The organism is Salipiger sp. PrR007 (genome assembly GCF_010499845.1).
Lineage (GTDB): Bacteria > Pseudomonadota > Alphaproteobacteria > Rhodobacterales > Rhodobacteraceae > Salipiger > Salipiger pacificus_A.
Genome location: NZ_JAAGOZ010000013.1, coordinates 87,855 through 110,437 on the forward strand (window position 1 = coordinate 87,855; position 22,583 = coordinate 110,437).

23 protein-coding genes are annotated in these 22,583 nt (G+C 66.4%); 14 read left to right on the plus strand and 9 right to left on the minus strand.

Going from position 1 to position 22,583, the window contains the following annotated elements; genetic code table 11:
* Positions 1-103 precede the first annotated feature (103 nt).
* From G0Q01_RS04995 to G0Q01_RS05005, 3 genes are all read right to left on the minus strand, one after another.
* Complete coding sequence (locus tag G0Q01_RS04995; protein WP_164213052.1) at positions 104-2,005, minus strand: DEAD/DEAH box helicase; 1,902 nt, start codon at positions 2,003-2,005, stop codon at positions 104-106.
* Positions 2,006-2,130: 125 nt separating this feature from the next.
* Positions 2,131-3,645, minus strand: coding sequence for an inorganic phosphate transporter (locus G0Q01_RS05000; RefSeq protein WP_164193803.1), 1,515 nt, complete (start codon positions 3,643-3,645; stop codon positions 2,131-2,133).
* 5 nt (positions 3,646-3,650) lie between these two features.
* Positions 3,651-4,136, minus strand: coding sequence for an NUDIX hydrolase (locus G0Q01_RS05005; RefSeq protein WP_164193807.1), 486 nt, complete (start codon positions 4,134-4,136; stop codon positions 3,651-3,653).
* A 163-nt stretch (positions 4,137-4,299) separates the two neighbouring features.
* Between G0Q01_RS05005 and G0Q01_RS05010 the strand changes: the two genes are divergently transcribed.
* Positions 4,300-5,538 (plus strand): aminopeptidase, encoded by a 1,239-nt coding sequence (locus G0Q01_RS05010; RefSeq protein ID WP_164193810.1) that lies wholly within the window; start codon positions 4,300-4,302, stop codon positions 5,536-5,538.
* Between the two features lie 177 nt (positions 5,539-5,715).
* Positions 5,716-5,991, plus strand: a complete 276-nt coding sequence (locus G0Q01_RS05015; RefSeq protein WP_164193815.1) for a hypothetical protein — start codon at positions 5,716-5,718, stop codon at positions 5,989-5,991.
* 23 nt (positions 5,992-6,014) lie between these two features.
* On the opposite strand, the gene G0Q01_RS05020 is transcribed toward G0Q01_RS05015, so the two are convergent.
* Entirely contained in the window at positions 6,015-6,899 is an 885-nt protein-coding gene (locus G0Q01_RS05020; RefSeq protein WP_164193818.1) for a LysR family transcriptional regulator, read from the minus strand.
* Positions 6,900-7,041: 142 nt separating this feature from the next.
* On the opposite strand from G0Q01_RS05020, the gene G0Q01_RS05025 reads away from it, so the two are divergent.
* The 5 genes from G0Q01_RS05025 to G0Q01_RS05045 are packed head-to-tail and all read left to right on the plus strand — an operon-like array spanning position 7,042 to position 12,640.
* A complete protein-coding gene (locus tag G0Q01_RS05025; protein WP_164193821.1) occupies positions 7,042-7,989 on the plus strand; it encodes a tripartite tricarboxylate transporter substrate binding protein in 948 nt (315 codons plus the stop codon).
* Positions 7,986-8,501: a tripartite tricarboxylate transporter TctB family protein gene (locus tag G0Q01_RS05030; RefSeq protein ID WP_164193824.1), complete on the plus strand. Its 516-nt coding sequence runs from the start codon at positions 7,986-7,988 to the stop codon at positions 8,499-8,501. The genes G0Q01_RS05025 and G0Q01_RS05030 overlap by 4 nt, the downstream gene beginning before the upstream one ends.
* 1 nt (position 8,502) lies before the next feature.
* The gene (locus tag G0Q01_RS05035; protein ID WP_164193828.1) at positions 8,503-10,020 is read left to right on the plus strand and encodes a tripartite tricarboxylate transporter permease; all 1,518 of its coding nucleotides are present in this window, start codon (positions 8,503-8,505) and stop codon (positions 10,018-10,020) included.
* Positions 10,004-11,593 carry a gamma-glutamyltransferase family protein gene (locus tag G0Q01_RS05040; RefSeq protein WP_164213053.1) on the plus strand — a complete coding sequence of 530 codons (1,590 nt, stop codon included), beginning with the start codon at positions 10,004-10,006 and terminating at the stop codon, positions 11,591-11,593. The genes G0Q01_RS05035 and G0Q01_RS05040 overlap by 17 nt, the downstream gene beginning before the upstream one ends.
* Positions 11,594-11,653: 60 nt before the next feature.
* Positions 11,654-12,640 (plus strand): bile acid:sodium symporter family protein, encoded by a 987-nt coding sequence (locus G0Q01_RS05045; RefSeq protein WP_164193834.1) that lies wholly within the window; start codon positions 11,654-11,656, stop codon positions 12,638-12,640.
* A gap of 82 nt (positions 12,641-12,722) precedes the next feature.
* Here the strand turns inward: G0Q01_RS05045 and G0Q01_RS05050 are convergent, their stop codons facing one another.
* On the minus strand, positions 12,723-13,244 hold the full coding sequence (locus G0Q01_RS05050; RefSeq protein ID WP_108968173.1) for a CBS domain-containing protein: 522 nt from the start codon (positions 13,242-13,244) through the stop codon (positions 12,723-12,725).
* 81 nt (positions 13,245-13,325) lie between these two features.
* Here G0Q01_RS05050 and G0Q01_RS05055 point away from each other — a divergent pair, with 81 nt between their 5' ends.
* Positions 13,326-13,508, plus strand: a complete 183-nt coding sequence (locus G0Q01_RS05055; RefSeq protein ID WP_164193838.1) for a hypothetical protein — start codon at positions 13,326-13,328, stop codon at positions 13,506-13,508.
* 97 nt (positions 13,509-13,605) lie between these two features.
* On the opposite strand, the gene nqrM is transcribed toward G0Q01_RS05055, so the two are convergent.
* Both nqrM and G0Q01_RS05065 read right to left on the minus strand, forming a co-directional pair.
* Positions 13,606-13,854: a (Na+)-NQR maturation NqrM gene (nqrM, locus tag G0Q01_RS05060; RefSeq protein ID WP_164193841.1), complete on the minus strand. Its 249-nt coding sequence runs from the start codon at positions 13,852-13,854 to the stop codon at positions 13,606-13,608.
* A gap of 35 nt (positions 13,855-13,889) precedes the next feature.
* Positions 13,890-14,918 (minus strand): FAD:protein FMN transferase, encoded by a 1,029-nt coding sequence (locus G0Q01_RS05065; protein WP_235939640.1) that lies wholly within the window; start codon positions 14,916-14,918, stop codon positions 13,890-13,892.
* Positions 14,919-15,081: 163 nt separating this feature from the next.
* Between G0Q01_RS05065 and G0Q01_RS05070 the strand changes: the two genes are divergently transcribed.
* From G0Q01_RS05070 to nqrF, 6 genes are read left to right on the plus strand one after another with little or no spacing between them, the layout of a single operon-like run.
* The gene (locus G0Q01_RS05070) at positions 15,082-16,425 is read left to right on the plus strand and encodes a Na(+)-translocating NADH-quinone reductase subunit A (RefSeq protein ID WP_164193846.1); all 1,344 of its coding nucleotides are present in this window, start codon (positions 15,082-15,084) and stop codon (positions 16,423-16,425) included.
* A 4-nt stretch (positions 16,426-16,429) separates the two neighbouring features.
* Positions 16,430-17,629: an NADH:ubiquinone reductase (Na(+)-transporting) subunit B gene (locus tag G0Q01_RS05075; RefSeq protein WP_164193849.1), complete on the plus strand. Its 1,200-nt coding sequence runs from the start codon at positions 16,430-16,432 to the stop codon at positions 17,627-17,629.
* Positions 17,622-18,431 carry a Na(+)-translocating NADH-quinone reductase subunit C gene (locus G0Q01_RS05080; protein WP_164193853.1) on the plus strand — a complete coding sequence of 270 codons (810 nt, stop codon included), beginning with the start codon at positions 17,622-17,624 and terminating at the stop codon, positions 18,429-18,431. The genes G0Q01_RS05075 and G0Q01_RS05080 overlap by 8 nt, the downstream gene beginning before the upstream one ends.
* Positions 18,431-19,084, plus strand: coding sequence for an NADH:ubiquinone reductase (Na(+)-transporting) subunit D (locus G0Q01_RS05085; RefSeq protein ID WP_108968161.1), 654 nt, complete (start codon positions 18,431-18,433; stop codon positions 19,082-19,084). The genes G0Q01_RS05080 and G0Q01_RS05085 overlap by 1 nt, the downstream gene beginning before the upstream one ends.
* A complete protein-coding gene (gene nqrE, locus G0Q01_RS05090; RefSeq protein WP_092423013.1) occupies positions 19,084-19,692 on the plus strand; it encodes an NADH:ubiquinone reductase (Na(+)-transporting) subunit E in 609 nt (202 codons plus the stop codon). Before G0Q01_RS05085 ends, nqrE begins: the two co-directional genes overlap by 1 nt.
* Positions 19,693-19,712: 20 nt before the next feature.
* Complete coding sequence (gene nqrF / locus G0Q01_RS05095; RefSeq protein WP_108968159.1) at positions 19,713-20,936, plus strand: NADH:ubiquinone reductase (Na(+)-transporting) subunit F; 1,224 nt, start codon at positions 19,713-19,715, stop codon at positions 20,934-20,936.
* A gap of 138 nt (positions 20,937-21,074) precedes the next feature.
* Here nqrF and G0Q01_RS05100 read toward each other — a convergent pair whose 3' ends face one another.
* Together G0Q01_RS05100 and G0Q01_RS05105 are read right to left on the minus strand one after the other, a co-directional pair.
* The gene (locus G0Q01_RS05100; RefSeq protein ID WP_164193859.1) at positions 21,075-21,458 is read right to left on the minus strand and encodes a VOC family protein; all 384 of its coding nucleotides are present in this window, start codon (positions 21,456-21,458) and stop codon (positions 21,075-21,077) included.
* A 326-nt stretch (positions 21,459-21,784) separates the two neighbouring features.
* The gene (locus G0Q01_RS05105) at positions 21,785-22,546 is read right to left on the minus strand and encodes an NAD kinase (protein WP_164193861.1); all 762 of its coding nucleotides are present in this window, start codon (positions 22,544-22,546) and stop codon (positions 21,785-21,787) included.
* Between the last annotated feature and the right edge of the window lie 37 nt (positions 22,547-22,583).

Sequence of the window (22,583 nt, forward strand, 5' to 3'; positions counted from 1 at the left end):
GCACCGCCCGACCCGCCGGGCCAACCACGGGCCGGAGAGCGACAACGAAAAAGGCCGCCGGATAATCCGGCGGCCTTCTTTCATGCAGAGCGAGGCGCGGGCTTCAGCCCTTGCGGTGCTTTTTCGGCGCGGCCTTCTTGTGGGCACCGTCAGTGTCCTTGAAGGATTTCTTGGCACCGAACTTGCCCTTGGGCTTGTCGCCCTCGGCACGCTCGCGGCGCGGACGCTCGAAGTCGCCGTCCTCGGACTTGCGCTTGAAGCCGCCCGGACCGCCGAAGCCTTCCTTCTTCTTGAAGCCGCCTTCCTTGCGGAAGCCACCCTCTTTGCGGAAGCCGCCTTCTTTCTTGAAACCGCCTTCCTTGCGGAAGCCGCCCTCTTTCTTGAAGCCGCCGGGCTTTTTGGGGCCACGCGGCGCGCTCTTGAGCTCTTCGGGCAGGCCGTCGACCTGCTCCATCACGAGGCCCTGCGCTACTTCCATGTCGGGGCCGAGCGCCTCGAGGAAGCCCTCGACCGCGCTGTCGGCGATCTCGACGTAGGTCAGCTCGTCGGCGATGCGGATGGCGCCGAGTGCCTCGCGGGTGATGTTGCCGGCGCGGCAGATCTTCGGCAGCAGCCAGCGCGGGTTGGCATTGCCTTCGCGGCCGACGGTGACGGTGAACCAGCGGCTCGGGCCGAAGGGCTCCGTGCGCGGTGCCTTCTCGGCGCGGGCATCTACGGGCAGCAGCTCCTCGGGGGCCGAGCGCTGGCCGCGCCACTGGCGCACCATCGCCTGGGCGATTTCCTCGGCGCTGTACTTCTCGGTGATCTGGCTCACCAGCGCGGCGTCGGTCTCGGGCGAGGGGTCGGTCCACATGGGATCGGCCAGCATCCGCGCCTCGTCGCGCTCCAGCACTGCGTCGGCGCTGGGGGCTTCGCCCCATTCGGCCTCGACCTTGGCGAAGCGCATGATGCGCTCGGCCTTCTTGCGGTCGCGCAGCGGCACGATCAGCGCCGAGATGCCCTTGCGCCCGGCGCGGCCGGTGCGGCCCGAACGGTGCAGCAGCGCCTCGTTGCTCTGCGGCAGCTCGGCGTGGACCACCAGATCGAGGTTCGGCAGGTCGATGCCGCGGGCGGCCACATCGGTCGCGACGCAGACACGGGCGCGGCCGTCGCGCATCGCCTGCAGCGCGTGGCTGCGCTCGTCCTGGCTCAGTTCGCCCGACAGGCCCACCACGGCAAAGCCGCGGTTGGTCAGCCGCGACACCAGACGCGACACGGTGGCGCGGGTGTTGGCGAAGACGATGGCGTTGGGCGCCTCGTGGAAGCGCAGCAGGTTGGTGATCGCGTTCTCCTGGTCGCCCTGGGCGACGATCACCGCGCGGTATTCGATGTCGGAGTGCTGCTTGGCCCCGCCCTGCACCTGGATGCGCTGCGAGTCGCGCTGGTAGCGCTGCGCCAGCTGCGCGATCTGCGGCGAGACGGTGGCCGAGAACAGCAGCGTCTGACGCTCGGGGTTGGAGGCCTCGAGGATGGTCTCGAGGTCTTCGCGGAAGCCGAGGTCGAGCATCTCGTCGGCCTCGTCGAGCACCACGGCCTTGACCTGCGAGAGATCCAGCGCGCCGCGGCGCAGGTGGTCGCACAGGCGGCCCGGGGTGGCGACGACGATATGAGCGCCGCGCTCGAGCGCCCGGCGCTCGGTGCGCGCGTCCATGCCGCCAACGCAGGAGGCCATGACGGCGCCGGCTTCGGCGTAGAGCCAGCTCAGCTCGCGGCGGACCTGCAGCGCGAGTTCGCGGGTGGGGGCGATGATCAGCGCTTCCGGCGCGCCCGCGGCGCCGAAGCTCTCGGCATCGCCGAGGATTGCGGGGGCAATGGCAAGGCCGAAGCCGACCGTCTTGCCCGAACCGGTCTGCGCGGAAACGAGCAGGTCGGCACCGGCTACGGCCGGGTCGGCCACGGCTTCCTGCACCGGGGTGAGCGTTTCATATCCACGGGCTTGCAGAGCGGCTGCGAGGGTTTTTTTCAAGGTCTGAGATCCGATCCAAGGACTGTCGGCGAAGGATGTCGGTACGAGAAGTCAGACCGAGTCAGGGCGCCGGGAAAGGGTGCGCTATATACCCTGCACCCCGGCCCGTAAAGCGCCGATTGCGCTTAGCCGACCAGCGTGGTGAGGAGTAGGAAGCAAAGCGCCGACAGCAGCGCCGAGGCGGGCACCGTCACCAGCCAGGCGGCGATGATGGTCATGAAATGCGAGCGGCGGACCAGCTTGCGGCGCTGCCGTTCCTCGGGCGGGAGCAGCTTGGCGGCACGCTTTGGGTCGCTGTGGCGGGCGCGGCGCGCCATGTACCATTCGCGGTAAAAGCCGACCCCGAACACGCCGCCGACCGCGATATGGGTCGAGCTGACCGGCAGCCCGAGCCAGGACGCGAGGATCACCGTCAGCGCCGCCGAGAGCGCCACGCAATAGGCGCGCATCGGGTTGAGCTTGGTGATCTGGCTGCCGACCATGCGGATCATCCGCGGGCCGAAGAAGATCAGGCCGCAAGAGATCCCCAGCGCGCCGATCATCAGCACCCAATGCGGCATCACGTCAAGATCGGCGGCGCGGTCCTCGGTCTGCAGCGCGCGCACGATGGCACCGAGCGGGCCGACCGCATTGGCCACGTCGTTTGCGCCATGGGCAAAGGAGAGCAGCCCGGCCGAAACCACGAGCGGCAGGCGGAACAGCGCCTTGAGCGAGGCGTTGCGGTTGCTCATGCCCTGCGACTGCCGCCGCACAAGCGGTACCGAGAGCCGCCAGCTCAGCAGGCCGACCGCGAGGCCGAGGAGCGCCGCCTCGTGGAGATCGAGATCGATCACCCGCCGCAGCCCCTTGAGCGCGAGATAGCAGGCGAAGGTGCCCGCCATGACCCCGATCAGCACCGGCAGCCAGACCCGCGCGGCGGCGATCCGGTCGGGCACATACATGATCTTCCACTTGATGAAGGCGAGCACCGCCGCCGCGATCACCCCGCCCAGGATCGGCGAGATCACCCAGCTGGCGGTAATGGCGCTCATCGTTGCCCAGTTGACCGTGCCGAGCCCGGCGGCGGCGATGCCCGAGCCCATGACGCCGCCGACCACCGCATGGGTCGTCGAGACCGGGGCGCGCAGCACCGTGGCGGTGTTGATCCAGATGGCGGCGGCCAGCATGGCCGACATCATCGCCCGCACGAAATGCGCGCTGTCGGCGATCTCGCCCTGCGCGATGATGCCGCCGGAGATGGTCGAGACCACCTCGCCGCCGGCCAGCAGGGCACCTGCGGTCTCGCAGAGCGCGGCGATGGCGATGGCCCCGGCCATCGACAGGGCGTTCGCCCCCACCGCCGGGCCCATGTTGTTGGCCACGTCATTGGCGCCGATGTTCAGCGCCATGTAGGCGGCGAAGGCGGCGGCGATGGAGATCATCAGCGTGCCCTGCAGCTCGCCCGCCGCGACGGCGACGATCGCGGTGACGATGGCGATGAACAGCAGCGACACGCCGACGCCGATCAGCGGGCGGGCGGTGTGGATGGCGGCGGATTCAATCAGCGACAGGCGTCCGAGATCCTTGTCCAGCGTCGGCCAGGCCTGCTCGGAGTCGTGCTGTGACGCGGAGTGGCCCGCGCGGTGCCTGGGCTCGGTCATGGGGGTCAGCTGGTCCGGGGCAGGGGAAGCAGGCTCGGCACCCGGGCGAGCAGGGCCCGGAGCCCGGGTTCGTCGACCATCCTAGCAGCTTCGCTTGGCTCCACCCAGCGCCGATCGCGCTGGCCGGCTTCGGGGTAGTCGTCGCGCAGCTTGCTCACCTCGGCGGCATAGACAAAGACCACCGTGTCGAGCGGCAGGCCTCCATCGAGGCGCTTGTCGTAGCGGTAGCTGCCGATCTCGGCGGTCTCGCCGGTGGTAAAGACGACCCCGGCTTCCTCCCAGGCTTCCTCGAGCGCGGCACCGGCGGAGTCGAGCCCGGCCTTGGGCCAGCCCTTGGGCAGAACCCAGCGCTTCGTCCCCCGCGAGGTGATCAGCAGAACCTCGAAGCCCCCGGCGCAATCGGAAGGGCGATAGCACATCGCCGCGACCTGAAATCGCGGCGGCCGCCGGAACGCCGGGCCGATCACCTTGTGCCAGAGGTTTAGAAACATGGCGCGCCTCCTAGCACCGAAACCGGGAGATCTTCAATCTATATCGTGAAGCATGACACCGACATGTGGCCTTTCACGCAAGGTTACGTTGGCGGGCCGGTGCTTGACTGTCCTACGCCGCAGGCCCAGCTTTGCCGCAACCAGACAGACTCAGGAGCTTTTCATGACGTCGACCCCCATCGACCCGACGCTGATCGATCGGCTTGCCGAAGTGGCCGTGCGCACCGGCGTGAACATCCAGCCCGGCCAGCAGCTCGTGCTGACCGCCCCGGTCTCGGCGCTGCCTCTGGTGCGCGCGGTGACCCGCGCGGCCTACCGCGCCGGTGCCTCGCTGGTGACCCCGCTGCTTTCGGATCCCGACGTGGCGCTGGCGCGCTTCGAAGAAGGGCAGGACGCCAGCTTCGACACCGCCGCAGGCTGGCTTTATGGTGGCATGGCCGAGGCCTTTGGCGAGGGGGCCGCGCGCATGGCGATCGTCGGCGAGGACCCGATGCTGCTTGCCGAGCAGGACCCGGCCAAGGTCGCGCGCGCGGGCAAGGCCAACTCGATCGCCTACAAGCCCGCGATGGAGAAGATCACCAATTTCAATGTGAACTGGTCGATTTGCGCCTGGCCGGGCGTGGCCTGGGCCAAGCGCATGTTCCCCGAGCTCAGCGAGCCCGAGGCGCAGGCGAAGCTGGCCGAGGCGATCTTTGCCGCCGCGCGCGTCGACACCGCCGATCCCGTCGCCGCCTGGGCCGAGCACAACGCCGCCCTGCGCGCCCGGACCGAGTGGCTGAACGCCGAGCGCTTCTCGGCGCTGCATTTCACCGGGCCTGGCACCGATCTGACGATCGGGCTGGCGGACGGCCACGAATGGCACGGCGGCGCGAGCACGGCGCAGAACGGCGTGCAGTGCAACCCGAACATCCCCACCGAGGAGGTGTTCACCACCCCGCACGCGCAGCGCGTTGACGGCATGGTGCGCTCGACCAAGCCGCTGTCGCACCAGGGCAGCCTGATCGACGGCATCGCGGTGCGCTTCGAGGGCGGCCGCATTGTCGAAGCGACGGCCGAGAAGGGCGAGGCGGTGCTGAAGGAACTGCTGGCCACCGACGAGGGCGCGGCGCGCCTTGGCGAAGTGGCGCTGGTGCCGCACGGCTCGCCGATCTCGCAGTCGGGCCTGCTGTTCTACAACACGCTCTTCGACGAGAACGCCGCCTGCCACATCGCACTGGGCCAGTGCTACTCGAAGTGCTTCCTCGATGGGGCGTCGCTGAGCGCCGATCAGATCGCGGCGCAGGGGGGCAACAGCTCGATGATCCACGTCGACTGGATGATCGGCGGCGCAGAGACCGACATCGACGGCATTCGCGACGACGGCACCCGGGTGCCGGTCTTCCGCAAGGGCGAGTGGGCCTGAGGTCGGGCACAGTCTCTCGAAATGAAAATCGCAGGAGCCGCGCCGGGGAAACCCGGCGCGGCTTTCGCGTCGCACGGGCGCCAAAAGTATTAACCGAACGTCAACTTAGCGCATTGTACACAGGGCGACTCGGGGTACACTTTACCTGCTGCCACGCGAGTATGAGGGGGTTGGTGCATGCGCAAGACAGAGACAGTCACCATCAGCGGCGAGATCCTTGCCTATGCGGAAGGGCTCGTGGCCCGCGGTGAATACCGCGACGTCGGTTCCGCGATCGAGGGCGAGCTGCTGAAGGCCCGCGCCCGGCGTCTGGGCAAGATCAGCCCGTTCCAGAACGAGTTGAGCAGCCGCCTGATGATCCAGCCCGACCAATGGGACGCGATGGGTGTTTCGGCGGAGCCGTTCTTCGGTGATGATCCGGCGCTGGCGCGGGTGATCGAAGACCGCAGCTGACCCTCTTTCGGGATCGATTTGGATCAATCGCGATCGTCGCGCGGACGGCCATGTTCGATCAGCGCGGCGATCAGGGTTGAGAGCACCTCGGCACGGCTGGTGGTCGGGCGCTGCACCACGCCAAGACGGCGGTGGATCGGCGGCGCGCCAAAGGGAAACCAGTCGAGCGCCGCGGTGATCGAATCCTGCAGCGCCACATAGGGGATGATGGCAAAGCCCAGCCCCGCCCGCACGCAGCCCACCACTGCCGTCATCGTGTTCACCGAGACCACCTGCCGCGGCGCGACGCCGAGCCGGGCGATCTCGGTGTCGATCTGCCGTGCCAGCGGCACCTGCGTGCGGTAGCGGATGTAGGGCACCTGACGTACGAGGTCGCGGATCGCCAGCCCCCCGGAGCCGGGCGGGGTGATCACCACCAGCGGCTCGCTCAGCACCTCGGTCCAGCGCAGGCTTGGCGGCACGGCGACATGTTCGGCCACCAGCGCCGCGTCGAGTTGGCCCGAGACCACCTCGGCCATCAGCTCCTCGGACATGCCGATGCGCAGTCGGAAGCTGAGCTCGGGGTAGCGGTCCCTCAGCGAGGCCAGCGCCTGCGGCACCAGAGAATTCGCCCCCGTGCGCAGTGAGCCGAACGCCAGCGTGCCGCCGACGTCGCCGCCGGTGACCGAGGCCTTGGTCTCGGTGAGGATGCGCAGGATTTGCCGTGCCGAGCGCAGCATCTCGGCCCCCTTGGCAGTCAGCACCGGCGGGCGGCGGGTGCGGTCGTAGAGCTGCACGCCCAGCTCCGCCTCCAGCGCAGAGACCTGCTGGCTGACCGCCGAGGCGGTGAGGTTGATCGCCTGCGCCGCGGCAGCGAAACCGCCGTGCTGCTCGATGGCGAGGAGGGTCTGTAGCTGGCGGGTGTCCATCGCCTTAACGTAAGTAATTCTGAAAATAATGGCAATAACTTCGCGCTTTGTGAGGCTTAATCTTGTGTTACTGGGGGTTACCCAATCAGAACGTCGGCGGACAAACTGCCGACTTGCCAGCATACACAGGGAGCCTCCACCCATGACACTCCGCACGGGCCTTGCCGCCCTCCTTGCCGCCGCCACGCTGACCGCCGCGCCTGCCAGCGCCGCCGACTACCCCGACCACCCGGTCGAATTCATCGTGCCCTGGTCGCCGGGCGGCGGGTCGGACACGCTGATGCGCCTCATCGCCGGCAACATCGCGCCCTACCTCGGCACCGAGATGCCGATCATCAACATGCCCGGCGTCGGCGGCACCGTCGGCCTGCGCGAAGCTTCGCGCCGCGCCAATGACGGCTACACCATCAGCCAGGTCCACGAGGGCCTGCTGGTCGCCACCGAGACCGGCATCACCGATCTGGCCTGGGACGACTTCGAGCCGATCGCGCTGATGACCGCCTCGCCGCAGTACCTCGTGGTGCACCCGACCGAGGATTACGCCGATTTCGAGGAGTTCGTCGCCTATGCCAAAGAGCACCCGGGCGAGATCACCATGGGCGTGACCCTGGGCGGCGTGCCGCACCTGCACGCGGCGATGATCGAACAGGCCTACGGCCTGCAGTTCCAATACGTCGGCTATGAAGGCACCGGCGAGCGCGTGCGCGCCCTTGTCGGCGGCAACCTCGACGCAGCGATCGGCGACATCTCGTCGTCGAAGCAGTTCGTCGACAACGGCGATCTGCAGTTCCTCGCCGTCGGCGCCTCCGAGCGCGTGGACGAGGCCCCCGAGGTTCCGACCTTCGCCGAGCTCGGCGCCGACCTCGAACTGCAGGTGACCCGCGGCATCGTCATGCCCAAGGGTGCCCCGCAGGAGGCCCGCGACAAGATGGAAGCGGCGCTCGAGGAACTGTCGAAAGACGAGACCTACATCGAGCAGACCAACAACGCCGGTGCCTCGGTCATGTTCCGCGGCCAGGAAGGGTACCGCGCCTACCTGGCGAAGCTCGATGAGACCGTGAAGTCGCTGGCAGAGGTTCTCGCACCGTGAGCGACGCCGGCTACGACAAGCAGCAGGCAAGGGAGGCGGGCGAGATTGCCCGCCTCCTGAGCTACGTGCTGATTCTTCTCGCCTCGGTCGGGCTGTTTGTCTCGGCCGCAGCGATTCCCACCTCGCGCTTCGAAAAGCTCGGCGCGGGTGCGTTTCCCAAGATCGTGTTCGCCGGTATCGCGCTGGTGGCGGTGATTGCCATCATCGACGCGTTGCGCAAGATCCCCGCGGGCGCCTACGGCCGTTTTGCCTGCCAGACGGTGGCCTGGGCCAAGCGTCGCGCGCTCGTTTTCGTCGTGCTGTGGGCTCTGGCAGTCTACCTGCTGGCGATCCCGCTGCTGGGCTTCTCGATCGCGAGCTTCCTCTTCATCCTCTCGCTGGAGCTGGTCCTGATGCCGCGCACGCCCATGACGCTGTTGATCGCGGTGATCGTGGCGGCGGTCTTCTCCTTCGGGCTCAACTGGCTCTTTGCCGAGGTCTTCACCGTCTTCCTGCCGCGCGGGGTGCTCTGACATGGACAGCTTCCTTTCCGGCGCGGCGCAGATCTTCACGCTCGCCACGCTGATCTACATGCTCGCGGGCTCGATCGCCGGCATCGTCGCCGCCGCGATCCCCGGCTTCACCGTCACCATGGCCATCGTGCTGACGCTGCCGCTGACCTTCACCATGGAGCCGCTGCAGGGCATCGCGGTGATGCTGTCTGTCTACGTCGGCGGCTACACCGGCGGGCTGATCTCGGCCGCGCTGCTGGGTATTCCCGGCACGCCGTCGTCGGTCGCCACCACCTTTGACGCCTTCCCCATGGCGCGCCGCGGCGAGCCCGGACGGGCGCTGTCGCTCGGCGTCTGGGCCTCGTTCTTCGGCACAATCATCTCGACCCTGGTGCTGATCGTCGCCGCGCCGCCGCTGGCGATGTTCGCGGTGAAGCTCGGGCCGTGGGAGTATTTCTCGCTGATCGTCTTCGCGCTGACCATCGTGGCCTCGCTGGTGGGCGACAGCGTCATTCGCGGTATGCTGGCGGGTCTCATCGGGCTTGCCATCTCGACCGTTGGCACCGATCCGATCATGGGCCGGCCGCGCTTCGACTTCGGCATCGAGATGCTGCAGACCGGCCTGCCCTTCCTCGTGGTGCTGATCGGCATCTTCGCGATCTCGCAGCTCACGTCCGAGGTCGAGGACGCGAAATCCGTGCGGTCGGGCAATGCGCTGGTGACCGGCGCCATCGACTTCCAGACCTGGAAGGTGATGAAAGAGGTGCTGATGCGCCCGGTGAACCTGATCCGCTCGTCCATCGTCGGCGTGCTGATCGGCGCGCTGCCGGGTGCAGGGGGCTCGATCGCCAACCTCGTCGCCTACGATCAGGCCAAGCGCAACTCCAAGGACCCCGAGAGCTTCGGCAAGGGCAACCCAGATGGGGTCGTCGCCTCGGAGGCGGGCAACTCGGCCACTGCCGGCGGCGGTCTCATCCCGCTCATCGGCCTCGGCATTCCGGGCTCGGCGGTGGACGCGATCCTCATGGCCTCTCTGATGGTGCATGGCATTTCCGTGGGCCCGCGGTTGATCATGGATCATGCCGATCTGGTCTACGGCATGTTCATCGCCATGGCCGTCGCCTCGCTGATGATGCTGCTGGTCTCGGTGCTGTCGATGCGCCTGTTCCTGCGCGTCGCCGAGGTGCCGAAATGGCTGATCGTGCCGGTGGTCATGGTCTGCTGCGTCGTCGGCTCCTTTGCGCTGAACAACCGGGTGACCGATCTCTACCTGCTCGGTTTCATCGGTGTGGCGGGCTACGCTCTGCGCGCGCTCGGTTATTCTCTGGCGCCGTTGGTGCTGGGTGTCATCCTCGGACCGATCGCCGAGACCAACCTGCGCCGGGCGCTGATGACCGATGCCGATCCGTCGCTCTTCTTCACCCGCCCGATCAGCCTCATCTTCCTTATCGCGGCTGTGCTCTCGATCGCCTGGGCGATCCGCAGCCACCTGAAACACCGCAAGACTTCCGGGAGGAGTACCGATGCGCCTGCGTCATGATCCCGTCTACCCGTCGCGCCGTTCGCCTGTTCTGGCGGAAAACGTCGTGGCAACCTCGCAGCCGCTGGCCACGCAGGCCGGGCTGACCATCCTGCAGCAGGGCGGCAACGCGGTGGATGCCGCGATTGCCACCGCCGCGGCGCTGACCGTGGTCGAGCCCACCGGCAACGGGCTTGGCTCGGATGCCTTCTGCATCCTGTGGGATGGCAAGCAGCTGCATGGGCTCAACGCCTCGGGCCGCGCGCCCGCGGCCTGGTCGCCCGAACGCTTCCCCGATGGGATGCCGCAGCACGGCTGGGACAGCGTGACCGTGCCGGGCGCCGTCAGCGCCTGGGTCGAGCTGTCGGAGCGCTTCGGCAAGCTGGGGCTGGCGACGGTGCTGGCGCCCGCCATCCGCTACGCGGAAGAGGGGTTCATCGTCTCGCCGGTGATCGCCACGCTCTGGGCCAAAGGGGCCGAGACTTTGGGCAAACAGCCGGGCTTTGCCGAGACCTTCCTGCCCGGTGGACGCGCGCCCAAGGCGGGCGAGCGCTTCCGCAACCCCGGCGCGGCGCGCACCCTGCGGGCGATTGCCGACACCAAGGGCCGCGCCTTTTACGAGGGTGAGATCGCCGAGGAAATCATCGCCTTCTCGCAGGCCAACGGCGGCGCGATGACGATGGAAGATCTAAAGGCGCAGAAGCCCGACTGGTGCGGCACCGTGAGCCAGTCCTTCGACGACGTCGAACTGCACGAGATCCCGCCGAACGGGCAGGGGATTGCGGCGCTCATGGCGCTCGGAATGCTGCAGCACACGTCCATTCGCGACCATGGCCCGGACGATTTGACCGCGGTGCATTTGCAGATCGAGGCGATCAAGCTGGCCTATGCGGACCTTCACGCCTTTGTTGCCGACCGCGCTCACATGACCGAGGTCGACGAGACCGCGCTGCTTGACCCCGAGTACCTCGAGTCCCGCGCGGCGCTCATTGCCGAGGACAAGGCGCAGGACTTCGGCCCCGGCGCGCCCAAGCGCGGCGGCACGGTGCTGCTGAACGTGGGCGATGCCTCGGGAATGATGGTGAGCTTCATCCAGTCGAACTACGCGGGCTTCGGCTCGGGCGTGGTTGTGCCCGGCACCGGCGTGTCGATGCAGAACCGCGGTTTCGGCTTCACCACCAAAGAGGGGCACCCGAACCGCGTGGCGGGGGGCAAGCGCCCCTTCCACACGATCATTCCGGGCTTTGCCATGAAGAACGGTCAGCCGCTCATGGCCTTCGGCATGATGGGCGGGCCGATCCAGGCACAGGGCCACATGCAGCTTCTGCTGCGCACCGAGCTTTGGGATCAGGACGTGCAGACCGCCGCCGACGCGCCGCGCTGGCGAATGATCAAGGGGCTCGACGTGGCCTGCGAGCCGAGCATGGCGCCCGAGCTGCTGGACGGTCTGAAAGCGCTCGGTCACCAGGTGCAGGTCGAGGCGCCGGACAATGCCTTTGGCTTCGGTGGCGCGCAGCTTGTGCATCGCCTGCCGGAAGGCGGGTTTGCGGCAGGCTCGGATCCGCGTAAGGATGGGCAGGCCGCGGGGTTCTGAAGCCCGCCCACACCACGGGGGAGCGGCGCGCGCGCCGGACAGGAAAGAGCAGGAGACGAGATGAAGTATCTCAAACGTATCGGCATCGACACTTACATGCTGTTGCTCATCGCCACGGTCTGCCTTGGCCTGTTGCTGCCCGCACAAGGCATCGCGGCGGCAGGGTTGAAGCACGTCACCTTCTGGGCCGTCGCGCTGCTGTTCTTCCTCTACGGGGCAAAGCTCGACCCGTCGTCGGTGCGGGCGGGGCTGCTGAACTGGCGGCTGCAGGGCCTGACGTTTGCCGCCACCTACGCGATGTTTCCGCTGGTCGGCCTGTTGCTGGCGTGGGTGTTTTCGCCGGCCCTGGGCGCCACGGTCACCCTGGGGCTGCTGTTCCTGGCGGTGCTGCCCTCGACGGTGCAATCCTCGATCGCCTTCACCTCGATCGCCGGGGGCAACGTGCCCGCGGCGATCTGCGCCGCCTCGCTGTCGAACATCGTCGGGGTGGCGCTGACCCCCGCCCTCGTGGCGCTGATGCTGCACCAGGGCGACGGCGGGGTGAGCTTCGATTCAATCGTCAAGATCGGCACGCAGATCCTGTTGCCCTTCGTCGTCGGCCAGCTGGTCCGGCCCTGGGTCGGGGATTTCGTGAAGCGGCACAAGTTGCTGACCATGGTGGTCGACCGCGGCTCGATCCTGCTCATCGTCTACTCGGCCTTCAGCGCGGGCACGGTCTCGGGCCTGTGGCAGAGGATTCCCACGGCGAGCCTGATCATGCTGGTGCTGGTGGTGCTGGTCTTCCTCGCCATCGCCATGCTGCTGATGGTGGGGGCCGGCAAGCTCTTCGGCCTGCCGTACCCGGACCGGGCGGTGCTGTTCTACTGCGGCTCGACCAAGAGTCTCGCCTCGGGTCTGCCGATCGCGACGGCGCTCTTTGCCGCCGATCAGGTCGGGGCGATCGTGCTGCCGGTTATGATCTACCACATGAGCCAGCTTCTGGTCTGCGCCTTCGTCTCGCAGAAGGCGGCGCGGCGCGAACAGGCCGAGGCGGTGCCGGCGAGCTGAGCGCGCTGTCAGAAGACTCCGGCGGAAAACAAGAGGGCCGCGTCCGCCGGGGACGCGGCCCTTTTCATCTGGCCAGTCGGCTTCAGCCGACGATGAGCTGCTTTAGCTTCAGCGCCTCGTATTCCAGCGCGGTCAACCGGTAGTTCACAACGTCACCGATCGAAATCATGCCGATCAGATCATCGCCATCGAGCACGGGCATGTGGCGGAAACGCCCGTCGGTCATCCGGCGCAGGATCCGCACCAGCGTCTCGTCGGGGGTACATGTCTCGAGCTCGGTGGTCATCAGTTCGGCAACAGTCTGCGGCAGGGTGCGACCCGGGGTATCGGCGAGGCGGCGCACGATGTCGCGCTCCGAGAGGATCCCGACCAGCTCGCCCTGCGGACTTTTTACCAGCAGCGCGCCGATGCGCTGGTCGCGCAGCACCTCGACAGCCGTGCCGATGGTTTGCTGAGGCTGGATCCAGTACAGCTCGCTGTTTTTGCTGTTCAGCACGTGCTGAACCGTTGCCTCGGCGGCAGACAGGTTGGTCTCGACGGTCTGGCTGTGGCTGCGTGCGTGCTCGTCGTCTTCGCGGGTATGAGGTTTGTATGAAGCTGGCATGGCGTTACCTTCCCTTGAACCTCTTTCAGGTTAGTGCAATCAGCGCACGAGTAAACGAAATCCAGCCGAGAGGTCTGAATCTTGCCCGAGCTTACGCTGACCCCCGCCAGCGCCACGGTGCTCTTCGTGATCGCCTGCCTTGCCGGCTATCGCTACCGCAGCGTGTGGAAGGCCGAGGGCCCGCGCTGGCAGCTCTGGGTGTTCGGACTGATCGCCGGGGCGGCTCTGTTGGTGCTGGGGCTGACGCCGCTGACCGGGGGCTGACGCCCCAGATTTCCTTGTGGCCGAGCGATGCGGCGCGGGTCCTAAAGAAAACGCCGGCCCTAGGGCCGGCGTTTTCTGTTTCGAAGGTGCTTGCTGCTCAGGTCGCCGCGCGTTCCTCGTGCTCCATCTCCTCGAGCATCTTGCGTGCCTTGGGGCAGTGCAGACGGTCGCGAAGCGGGCTGTCTGGATCGATCTCTTGCTTGCAGACCACACAGTGATCGGCCCCGGCGATTGCGTTGAGCCCGCCGCAGCTGCCCTTGATCGTGCGACCGTTGAGAATGACGCCGAGCGCCATGCCCAGCATCACGATCATCAGAAGTCCGAAAGCAAGAATGAAGGTCGACATGGCGTCCCCCTTTCAGCGGGTGCGGCGGTGGGCGATCAGGCCTGCAGCGCGGTGAAGCGGTCGCTGGCGGTGATCTCGAAGCCCTTGTCACCCGCCTTGCCCGAGCGATCAATGAACAGGGCGGCCATATCACGCTGATTTGCGATCTCGAGACCGCGCTCGCGGCCCATCACCAGCAGGGCGGTCGCCCAGGCGTCGGCCAGCATGGCGTTGTCGGTCATCACGGTCACCGAGGCGGTGTTGTGGGTGACCGGACGGCCGGTGGTGGCGTCGATGATGTGCGAGTAGCGCTTGCCTTCGTAGTCGAAGAAGTTGCGATAGTCGCCCGAGGTCGCCATGCCCATATCCGACACCGCCACGACCTGCTGGACGCCGCGGTTGAAGGCTTCGGGCGTCTCGATGCCGATGTGCCAGGGCTGGCCATCGGGGTTCTTGCCCGCGGTGTAGAGATCGCCGCCGACCTCGACCATGTAGTCGGTGATGCCGAAGCTGGCGAGCGTGCGGGCCACCTGGTCGATGCCGAAGCCCTTGCCGATGGCCGAGAGGTACACCTCTGCCTCGGGGCGCATCTTCTGCAGCGCGCGGTCACTGACGCCGACCGACTGCGACTGGCCGCAGCAGGCCAACGCCTGCGCGATCTCGGCCTCGGAAGGCATGTCGCTGCGGGTCTTGCCGGCGCCGAAGCCCCAGAGGTCGATCAGCGGGCCCACGGTGACATCGAAGCGGCCGTCGGTGGCTGCGTTGATCTCATGCGCGGCGGCCATCACATGCGCAACCTCGGGCGAGACGGTGAAGTGATCGGTGGCACCGGCGGCGTTGAAGCGCGAGATCTCCGAGCTGGCATCCCAGTTCGACATCTGCGCGTTCACCTGTGCTAGGCTGGTGTCCACGGCCTTCTGCAGGTCGGCCTTGTCGATCTTGTTGGTGTGATCGACGGCGGCAATCGAGTAGCTCGTGCCCATGGTCAGCCCGGTGAGCTCCAGGACGGACCACCCTTTCTTGCAAGCTGCCAGTGCAAAGGGCATCACGAGGAAGCTACGGCGAGAAAAGGTAAGAGGGTTCATCCGGTATCTCCGCAAGAGCTGTAGGGTCGACGATGAGACAAAGGGCTTCTGAGCCGTTTTGGCGGGTGATTCAACATTAAATTGGAAACTTTCTCGTCGAACCCTTCCAAACTGCGGCGTTGCGGCGCATAAGGCTGCCGGAAAATGGACAGGACGAAGCGACGTGCAGCAATATACGTTGAGAAAAGGTCTCGATGTCCCGGTGCTGGGGACACCCGAAGGCGGAATCGAAGACGGTGCAGCGGTCCGGACCGTTGCAGTTCTGGGGCAGGATTACATCGGCTTGAAGCCGAGACTGGCGGTTCAGGAGGGCGATGTGATCGCCGCCGGCGCGCCGATTCTGGCCCATAAGGACACGCCCGAGGTGCAGGTGACCGCACCGGTTTCAGGCCGAATCAAGGCGATCAACCGTGGCGCCCGCCGGGTGCTGATCTCGGTCGAGATCGAGGTCGATCCCAGTGCTGCGGACCCGGTGGACTTCTCTGCCGTCGGCGACGCCACCACCGGCGAAGGTCTGGCCGAGAAGCTCTGCGCCGCCGGTCTCTGGACCTCGTTCCGAACCCGTCCCTACTCGAAGGTGCCCGCCGCCGACGCCCGTCCCGCGGCCATCTTTGTCACCGCAATGGACAGCGAGCCGCTCAGCGCTGATGCCGCGACGATCATCGCCGAGGATGCCGATGCCTTTGCCCGTGGCCTGCAGGCGCTGCCGCTGCTGACCGAGGGCAATGTCTACCTGTGCCAGGAAATCGGCGCGAATGTCCCCGGCGCGGACCTGCCCGGCATCACCGCCGCGGGCTTCTCCGGCCCGCATCCGGCGGGACTTGCCGGCACGCACATGCATTTCCTCGAGCCGCCCTCGTCCTCCAAGACCGTGTGGAGCATCGGCTACCACGACGTGATCGCCATCGGGAAGCTGCTCGAGACCGGCCGTGTCGACGGGTCGCGCATCATCGCCCTGTCCGGCCCGATGTGCAGCCGTCCGCGACTGGTGCGCACGCTCGCAGGGGCCTCGATGCTGGAGCTTTGCGCCGAGGACTTGAACGGTTCGGTCCCGGTGCGGGTGATCTCCGGCTCGATCCTCAGCGGCCGTATGGGCGCGGGACCGGATGCCTTCCTTGGCCGCTACGCGCGGCAGATCACGCTGATCGAGGAAGATCACAAGCAGATCCCGATGGGCTGGATCCGCCCGATGCCCGGCAAGTTCGCCGTGCAGCCGGTGCTCGGCTCGGCCTTCACCAAGAAGCTCTATGCGCTGACCTCGAACCTCAACGGCGGTCGCCGCGCCATGGTGCCGATCGGCACGTTCGAACAGCTGATGCCGCAGGATTTCCTGCCGACGCAGCTGCTGCGCGCGCTGCTGGTGATGGACACCGACACGGCGCAGGCACTGGGTGCGCTGGAGCTGGACGAGGAAGACCTCGGTCTCGTGGGCTTTGCTTGCCCCGCCAAATACGAATACGGCATCGCCCTTCGCGACAGCCTCAGCAAGATCGAAAAGGAGGGCTAAGACCTTGGGTCTGCGCAGTTTCTTCGATCGGATCGAGCCCCAATTCCTGAAGGGCGGTAGGTTCGAGAAATATTTCCCCGTCTACGAGATGGTGGAGAGCTTCATCTACACGCCCAAGACGGTGACCACCGTCGCGCCGCACGCCCGCTCGTACATCGATATGAAGCGGATCATGACCTATGTGGTCATCGCGACGATCCCCTGCATCCTCTTCGGCATGTACAACACCGGCCTGCAGACCAATATGGCGATCGCCGAATATGGTGCCTCGGGCTGGCGCGCGGCGATCATCGACGCGCTCGGCATCGGGTTCAACCCGGCCAACCCTCTGGCGAACATCCTGCACGGGCTGCTCTATTTCCTGCCGATCTACATCGTGACGCTGATCGCGGGCGGCATCTTCGAGGTGATCTTTGCCGTGGTCCGGGGCCACGAGGTGAACGAGGGCTTCCTCGTGACCTCGATGCTCTACACGCTGATCATGCCCGCCTCGGCGCCGCTGTGGCAGGTCGCGCTCGGCATCATCTTCGGCGTGGTGATCGGCAAGGAAGTCTTTGGCGGCACCGGCAAGAACTTCCTCAACCCGGCTCTGGTCGGGCGGGCGTTCCTCTACTTCGCCTATCCGGCGCAGATGTCCGGTGACCGCGTCTGGACGCCGGTCGACGGCTTCTCCGGCGCGACCGCGCTGTCGGTCAGCGCCAGCGACGGCGTCACCTCGCTGCCCGCGCATGGCATCAGCTGGATGGACGCCTTCGTCGGAACGATCCAGGGCTCCTTCGGCGAGACCTCGACCATCGCGTGTCTCATCGGCCTCGCCTTCCTGCTCGCCACGAAGATCGCCAACTGGCGCCTGATTGTCGGCTGTCTTGCAGGGATGATCGCCTTTTCGTCGCTGCTGAACGTGATCGGTTCCGACAGCAACCCGATGTTCGCCATGCCCTGGTACTGGCATCTGGTGGTCGGCGGCTACGCTTTTGGCCTCGTGTTCATGGTCACCGAGCCGGTGTCTGCCTCGCACACCAACATGGGCCGCTACATCTACGGCGCGCTGATCGGTTTCATGGTCGTGATGATCCGTGTCATCAACCCGGCCTTCCCCGAGGGCATGATGCTTGCGATCCTCTTCGGCAACGTCTTCGCGCCGCTGATCGACTATTTCGTCGTCCAGGCCAACATCAAGCGGAGGGCCAAGCGCAATGTCTGACACCAACGCAAGCAAGGGCGTCATCCGCCGCTTCCTCGACATGCCGCCGGATTCCACCGCCAAGACGGTGACAGTGGCGGTGGTGCTCTGCCTCGTCGCCTCGATGGTGGTGTCGGCGGCGGCCGTGTCGCTGCGCCCGGTTCAGGACCTGAACCGCCTGCGCGACAAGCAGCGCAACGTCCTGGAGGTCGCTGGCGTCTACGAGCCGGGTATGAACATCGCTGAGGCCTTCAGCGATTTCGAGCCGCACGTGCTGGAACTGGCCACCGGCGAGTTCACCGACCAGTATGAGATCGACACCTTCGAGGAACTCGCGACCTCGGGCGATCCGGCGCTGGTGCGCGCGCTCGACGAGGATCCTGCGGGCCTTGGCGGCAAGCAGCAGATCTTCCAGATGGTCTACATCCTGCGCGACGATGCGGGCGCCATTGACAAGGTGGTGCTGCCGATCGAGGGCTACGGCCTGTGGTCGACGCTCTACGGGTTCATCGCGCTGGAAGAGAACGGCAACGACATCTATGGCCTGCAGTTCTACCAGCAGGGCGAGACCCCCGGCCTCGGCGCCGAGGTCGACAACCCGCGGTGGAAGGCGCTCTGGAACGGCAAGAAGCTGCGTGACGAAGATGGCACGTTGCAGATCACCGTTGCCAAGCAGCCGCCGGCTGCCGGCCAGGACTACTATATTGACGCGCTGGCCGGGGCGACCCTGACCTCGCGCGGTGTCGACAACCTTGTCCGCTTCTGGATGGGGGAGCAGGGCTACGGCCCGTTCCTCGAGCGGCTTAAGGCAGGAGAGATCTGATGGCCCAGACCCGCAAATCGCAGCTCGTCGATCCGCTGATCGACAACAACCCGATCACCCTGCAGGTGCTGGGCATCTGTTCGGCCCTCGCGGTGACCTCCTCGCTGAAGGTGGCGCTGGTGATGGCCATCGCGGTGACCTTCGTGACCGCCTTCTCGTCGATGTTCATCTCGATGCTGCGCAATCAGATCCCCAGCTCGATCCGGATCATCGTGCAGATGGTCATCATCGCCTCGCTGGTGATCGTGGTGGACCAGCTGCTCAAAGCCTATGCCTACGAGACCTCCAAGACCCTGTCGGTCTTCGTCGGCCTGATCATCACCAATTGCATCGTGATGGGCCGCGCCGAGGCCTTCGCCATGAGCAACCCGCCGGTGGCGAGCTTCGTCGACGGCATCGGCAACGGCGCGGGCTACGGTCTGATCCTGATGGTCGTCGGCGTGATCCGTGAGCTTTTCGGCTCGGGCTCGCTCTTCGGCATCACCATCCTGCCGACGGTGAACAACGGCGGATGGTACGTGCCGAACGGCCTGCTGCTGCTGCCGCCCTCGGCTTTCTTCGTCATCGGCCTGCTGATCTGGGCGATCCGCACCTGGAAGCCGGGTCAAGTCGAAGAGCGTGACTACAAGATCCAGAGCGTGGAGGCGCACTGATGGAAGGTCTCATCTCTCTCGCGGTCAAGGCGGTCTTCGTCGAGAACCTCGCCCTGTCCTTCTTCCTGGGGATGTGTACGTTCATCGCCGTGTCGAAGAAGATCTCGACCGCCATTGGTCTCGGCGTTTCGGTGATGGTCGTGCAGGCGATCACCGTTCCGGCGAACAACCTGATCCTGAGCTACCTGCTGGCGCCCGGCGCGCTGGCCTGGGCAGGCTTTCCGGACATCGACCTGACCTTCCTTGGCCTGATCTCCTATATCGGGGTGATCGCCGCGCTGGTGCAGATCCTCGAGATGGTGCTCGATAAGTACTTCCCGCCGCTCTACAACGCGCTCGGCGTTTACCTGCCGCTGATCACCGTGAACTGCGCCATCCTCGGTGGCTCGCTGTTCATGGTGGAACGGAACTACGACTTTGCCGAAAGCCTCACCTACGGCGTGTCGTCCGGCTTTGGCTGGGCGCTGGCGATCACCGCGATGGCCGGTGTGCGCGAGAAGCTGAAGTACTCGGACATTCCCGACGGGCTTCAGGGTCTCGGCATCACCTTCATCACCGCGGGCCTGATGGCCATGGCCTTCATGTCCTTCAGCGGCGTGAAACTCTGAGGCAGGAGGACTAGGAACACATGGAAACTTTCAGCCTCGGCGTCATCCTCTTCACCCTGATCGTGATCGCGCTGGTGACCGTCATCCTGCTCGCGCGCTCGCGGCTGGTGTCGACGGGCAACGTCAACATCACCATCAACGGCGAGAAGACCATCTCGGTCCCTGCGGGCGGCAAGCTGCTGCAGACCCTCGCCGGCCAGAAGCTCTTCGTCCCCTCCGCCTGCGGTGGCGGCGGTACCTGCGCGCAGTGCCGGGTGCGGGTGCATTCGGGTGGTGGGTCGATCCTGCCCACCGAAGAGAGCCACATCACCAAGCGCGAAGCCGCCTGCGGCGACCGCCTGTCCTGTCAGGTCGCGGTCAAGCAGGACATGGAGATCGAGGTCCCCGAAGAGGTCTTCGGCGTCAAGAAGTGGGAATGCACCGTGCGTTCCAACGAGAACGTCGCGACCTTCATCAAGAACCTCGTGCTGGAACTGCCCGAAGGCGAGGACGTCAACTTCCGCGCTGGTGGCTACATCCAGATCGAGGCGCCGGCGCACAAGCTGTCCTACAAGGACTTCGACATCGCCGAGGAGTATCGCCCGGATTGGGACAAGTTTAACCTCTGGCAGTACGAGTCCACCGTCGACGAGCCGATCGAGCGGGCCTATTCGATGGCCAACTACCCCGATGAAAAAGGGGTGATCATGCTCAACGTCCGCGTCGCCTCGCCGCCGCCGGGCTCCACCGGCATTCCGGCCGGGAAGATGTCTTCCTACATCTTCAACCTCAAACCCGGCGACAAGGTCACCATTTCCGGTCCGTTCGGCGAGTTCTTCGCCCGCGACACCAAGAAGGAAATGGTCTTCATCGGCGGCGGCGCGGGCATGGCCCCGATGCGCTCGCACATCTTCGACCAGCTCAAGCGGCTCGAGAACCGCGACCGGAAGATCACCTTCTGGTACGGCGCGCGCTCCAAGCGCGAGATGTTCTTCGTCGAGGACTTCGACGAGCTGGCCAAGGAGTTCGACAACTTCGAATGGCACGTCGCCCTGTCGGACGCGCTGCCCGAGGACGAGTGGAAGGGCTACACCGGCTTCATCCACAACGTGCTCTACGAAGAGTATCTGAAGAACCACCCGAACCCCGAGGACTGCGAGTTCTACATGTGCGGCCCGCCCATCATGAACCAGTCGGTGATCAACATGCTGCTGGATCTGGGCGTCGACCGCGAGGACATCATGCTCGACGACTTCGGCGGTTGAGCCGGACGGCAGGATTGGAAAAGGGGGGCTTCGGCCCCCCTTTTTTTGCGTTTCGGGGGGATGACCGCCGCAGCGCCCCTTGGGTGTCGCGGTGGGTTTCGCGGTGCGCAGCTTGCGGGCTGCGCTCCTCCGGCGCTCTCAGCTCTCGTAGAGCTCCAGCGGCAACCCGTCGGGATCAGCGAAGAAGGTGAAGCGCTTGCCGGTCAGCGTGTCGACCCGCACCGGCTCGACCGCGATGCCCTCGTCCTCCAGCCAGCGCACGGCCTCGTCCATGTCCGCGACGCGAAACGCCAGATGGCGGAGCCCCTTGGCCTCGGGCCGCGAGGGGCGGTCGGGCGGCTCGGGGAAGCTGAACAGTTCCAGCTGACCGCCGCCCGGCACGGCAAGGTCGAGCTTCCAACTGCCGCGCTCGGCGCGGTGGGTCTCGGCGATCACGGTGAGTCCCAGAAGATCGACGTAGAAAGCGCGGCTGCGGGCATAGTCGCCGCAGATCAGCGCCACGTGGTGCAAGCCTTGCAGCATGGGCGGTCTCCTGATGATCCAGCTTTTCTTATGCCGCGGCGGGCAGGTTGGTCCAATGCGAAACATCCCGGTGAGAGAGGTTTACCTTCCGTTCAGTTTCGCGGCGCAGCCTCTTGCGCAAAGGAGGTCCGCCATGACCGTGTCGAGCCCATCCCGCCCGCCACAGAGCCTGCCGGCGCCGTTCGGCAATCTCACGCTGTCGGCCTTGCGCGTAGCCTGAGCAATGTCGCCACCGGCACGGGGGATGACGCCCAGCGGTTGGCCGGGGGTCGAACAGCTGCACGCGCAGGTGCCACTGGACGGCCTGGCCTGAGCGGCTCGCCCTCCTAGACGAACTGCTCGCGGATCAGCCGTTCTTCCAGCCCGTGGCCGGGGTCGAACATCACCCGGTGGGCCACATCGGGGGCCGAGCGGATGTCGACCCGCACCACATCGCGCACCGACTCGCTGTCCGCCTCTGCCATCACCGGGCGCTTCTCGTGTTCGAGCACTTCGAAGCTGACTTCTGCCGCCTTGGGCAGCAGCGCCCCGCGCCAGCGCCGCGGGCGGAAGGCGGCCACGGCGGTCAGCGCAAGCACCTCGGAGCCGATGGGCAGGATCGGCCCGTGCGCCGAGTAGTTGTAGGCGGTCGAACCGGCGGGGGTGGCCAGCAGCGCGCCGTCGCAGACCAGCTCGGGGAGGCGCAGCTTTCCGTCCACGTGGATCGCCAGCCGGGCCGCCTGCGGTCCGGTGCGGAGCAGCGAGACCTCGTTGATTGCCAGTGCCTCATGGACCGCGCCGTCCACGGTTGTGGCCGACATCGCCAGCGGCGTGATCACGGCCTCCTCGGCCTCTTCCAGCCGTTCCTCGAGCCGGTGCTCGGAATAGGCGTTCATCAGGAAGCCGACGGTGCCCCGGTTCATGCCGTAGACAGGCACGTTCAGCTCCTGCGTGCGGTGCAGGGTCTGCAGCATGAAGCCGTCCCCCCCGAGCGCCACGATCACGTCGGCGCCGCGCTCGGCATGGTCGCCGTAGCGGCGCGACAGCGCGGCATGGGCCGCCTGGGCGATCGGCGCGCGCGAGGCGCAAAAGGCAATTCTCAGTGACATGCGGTCGTGGTGGTCCTGCGGTTTCCTGTCCCGTCCG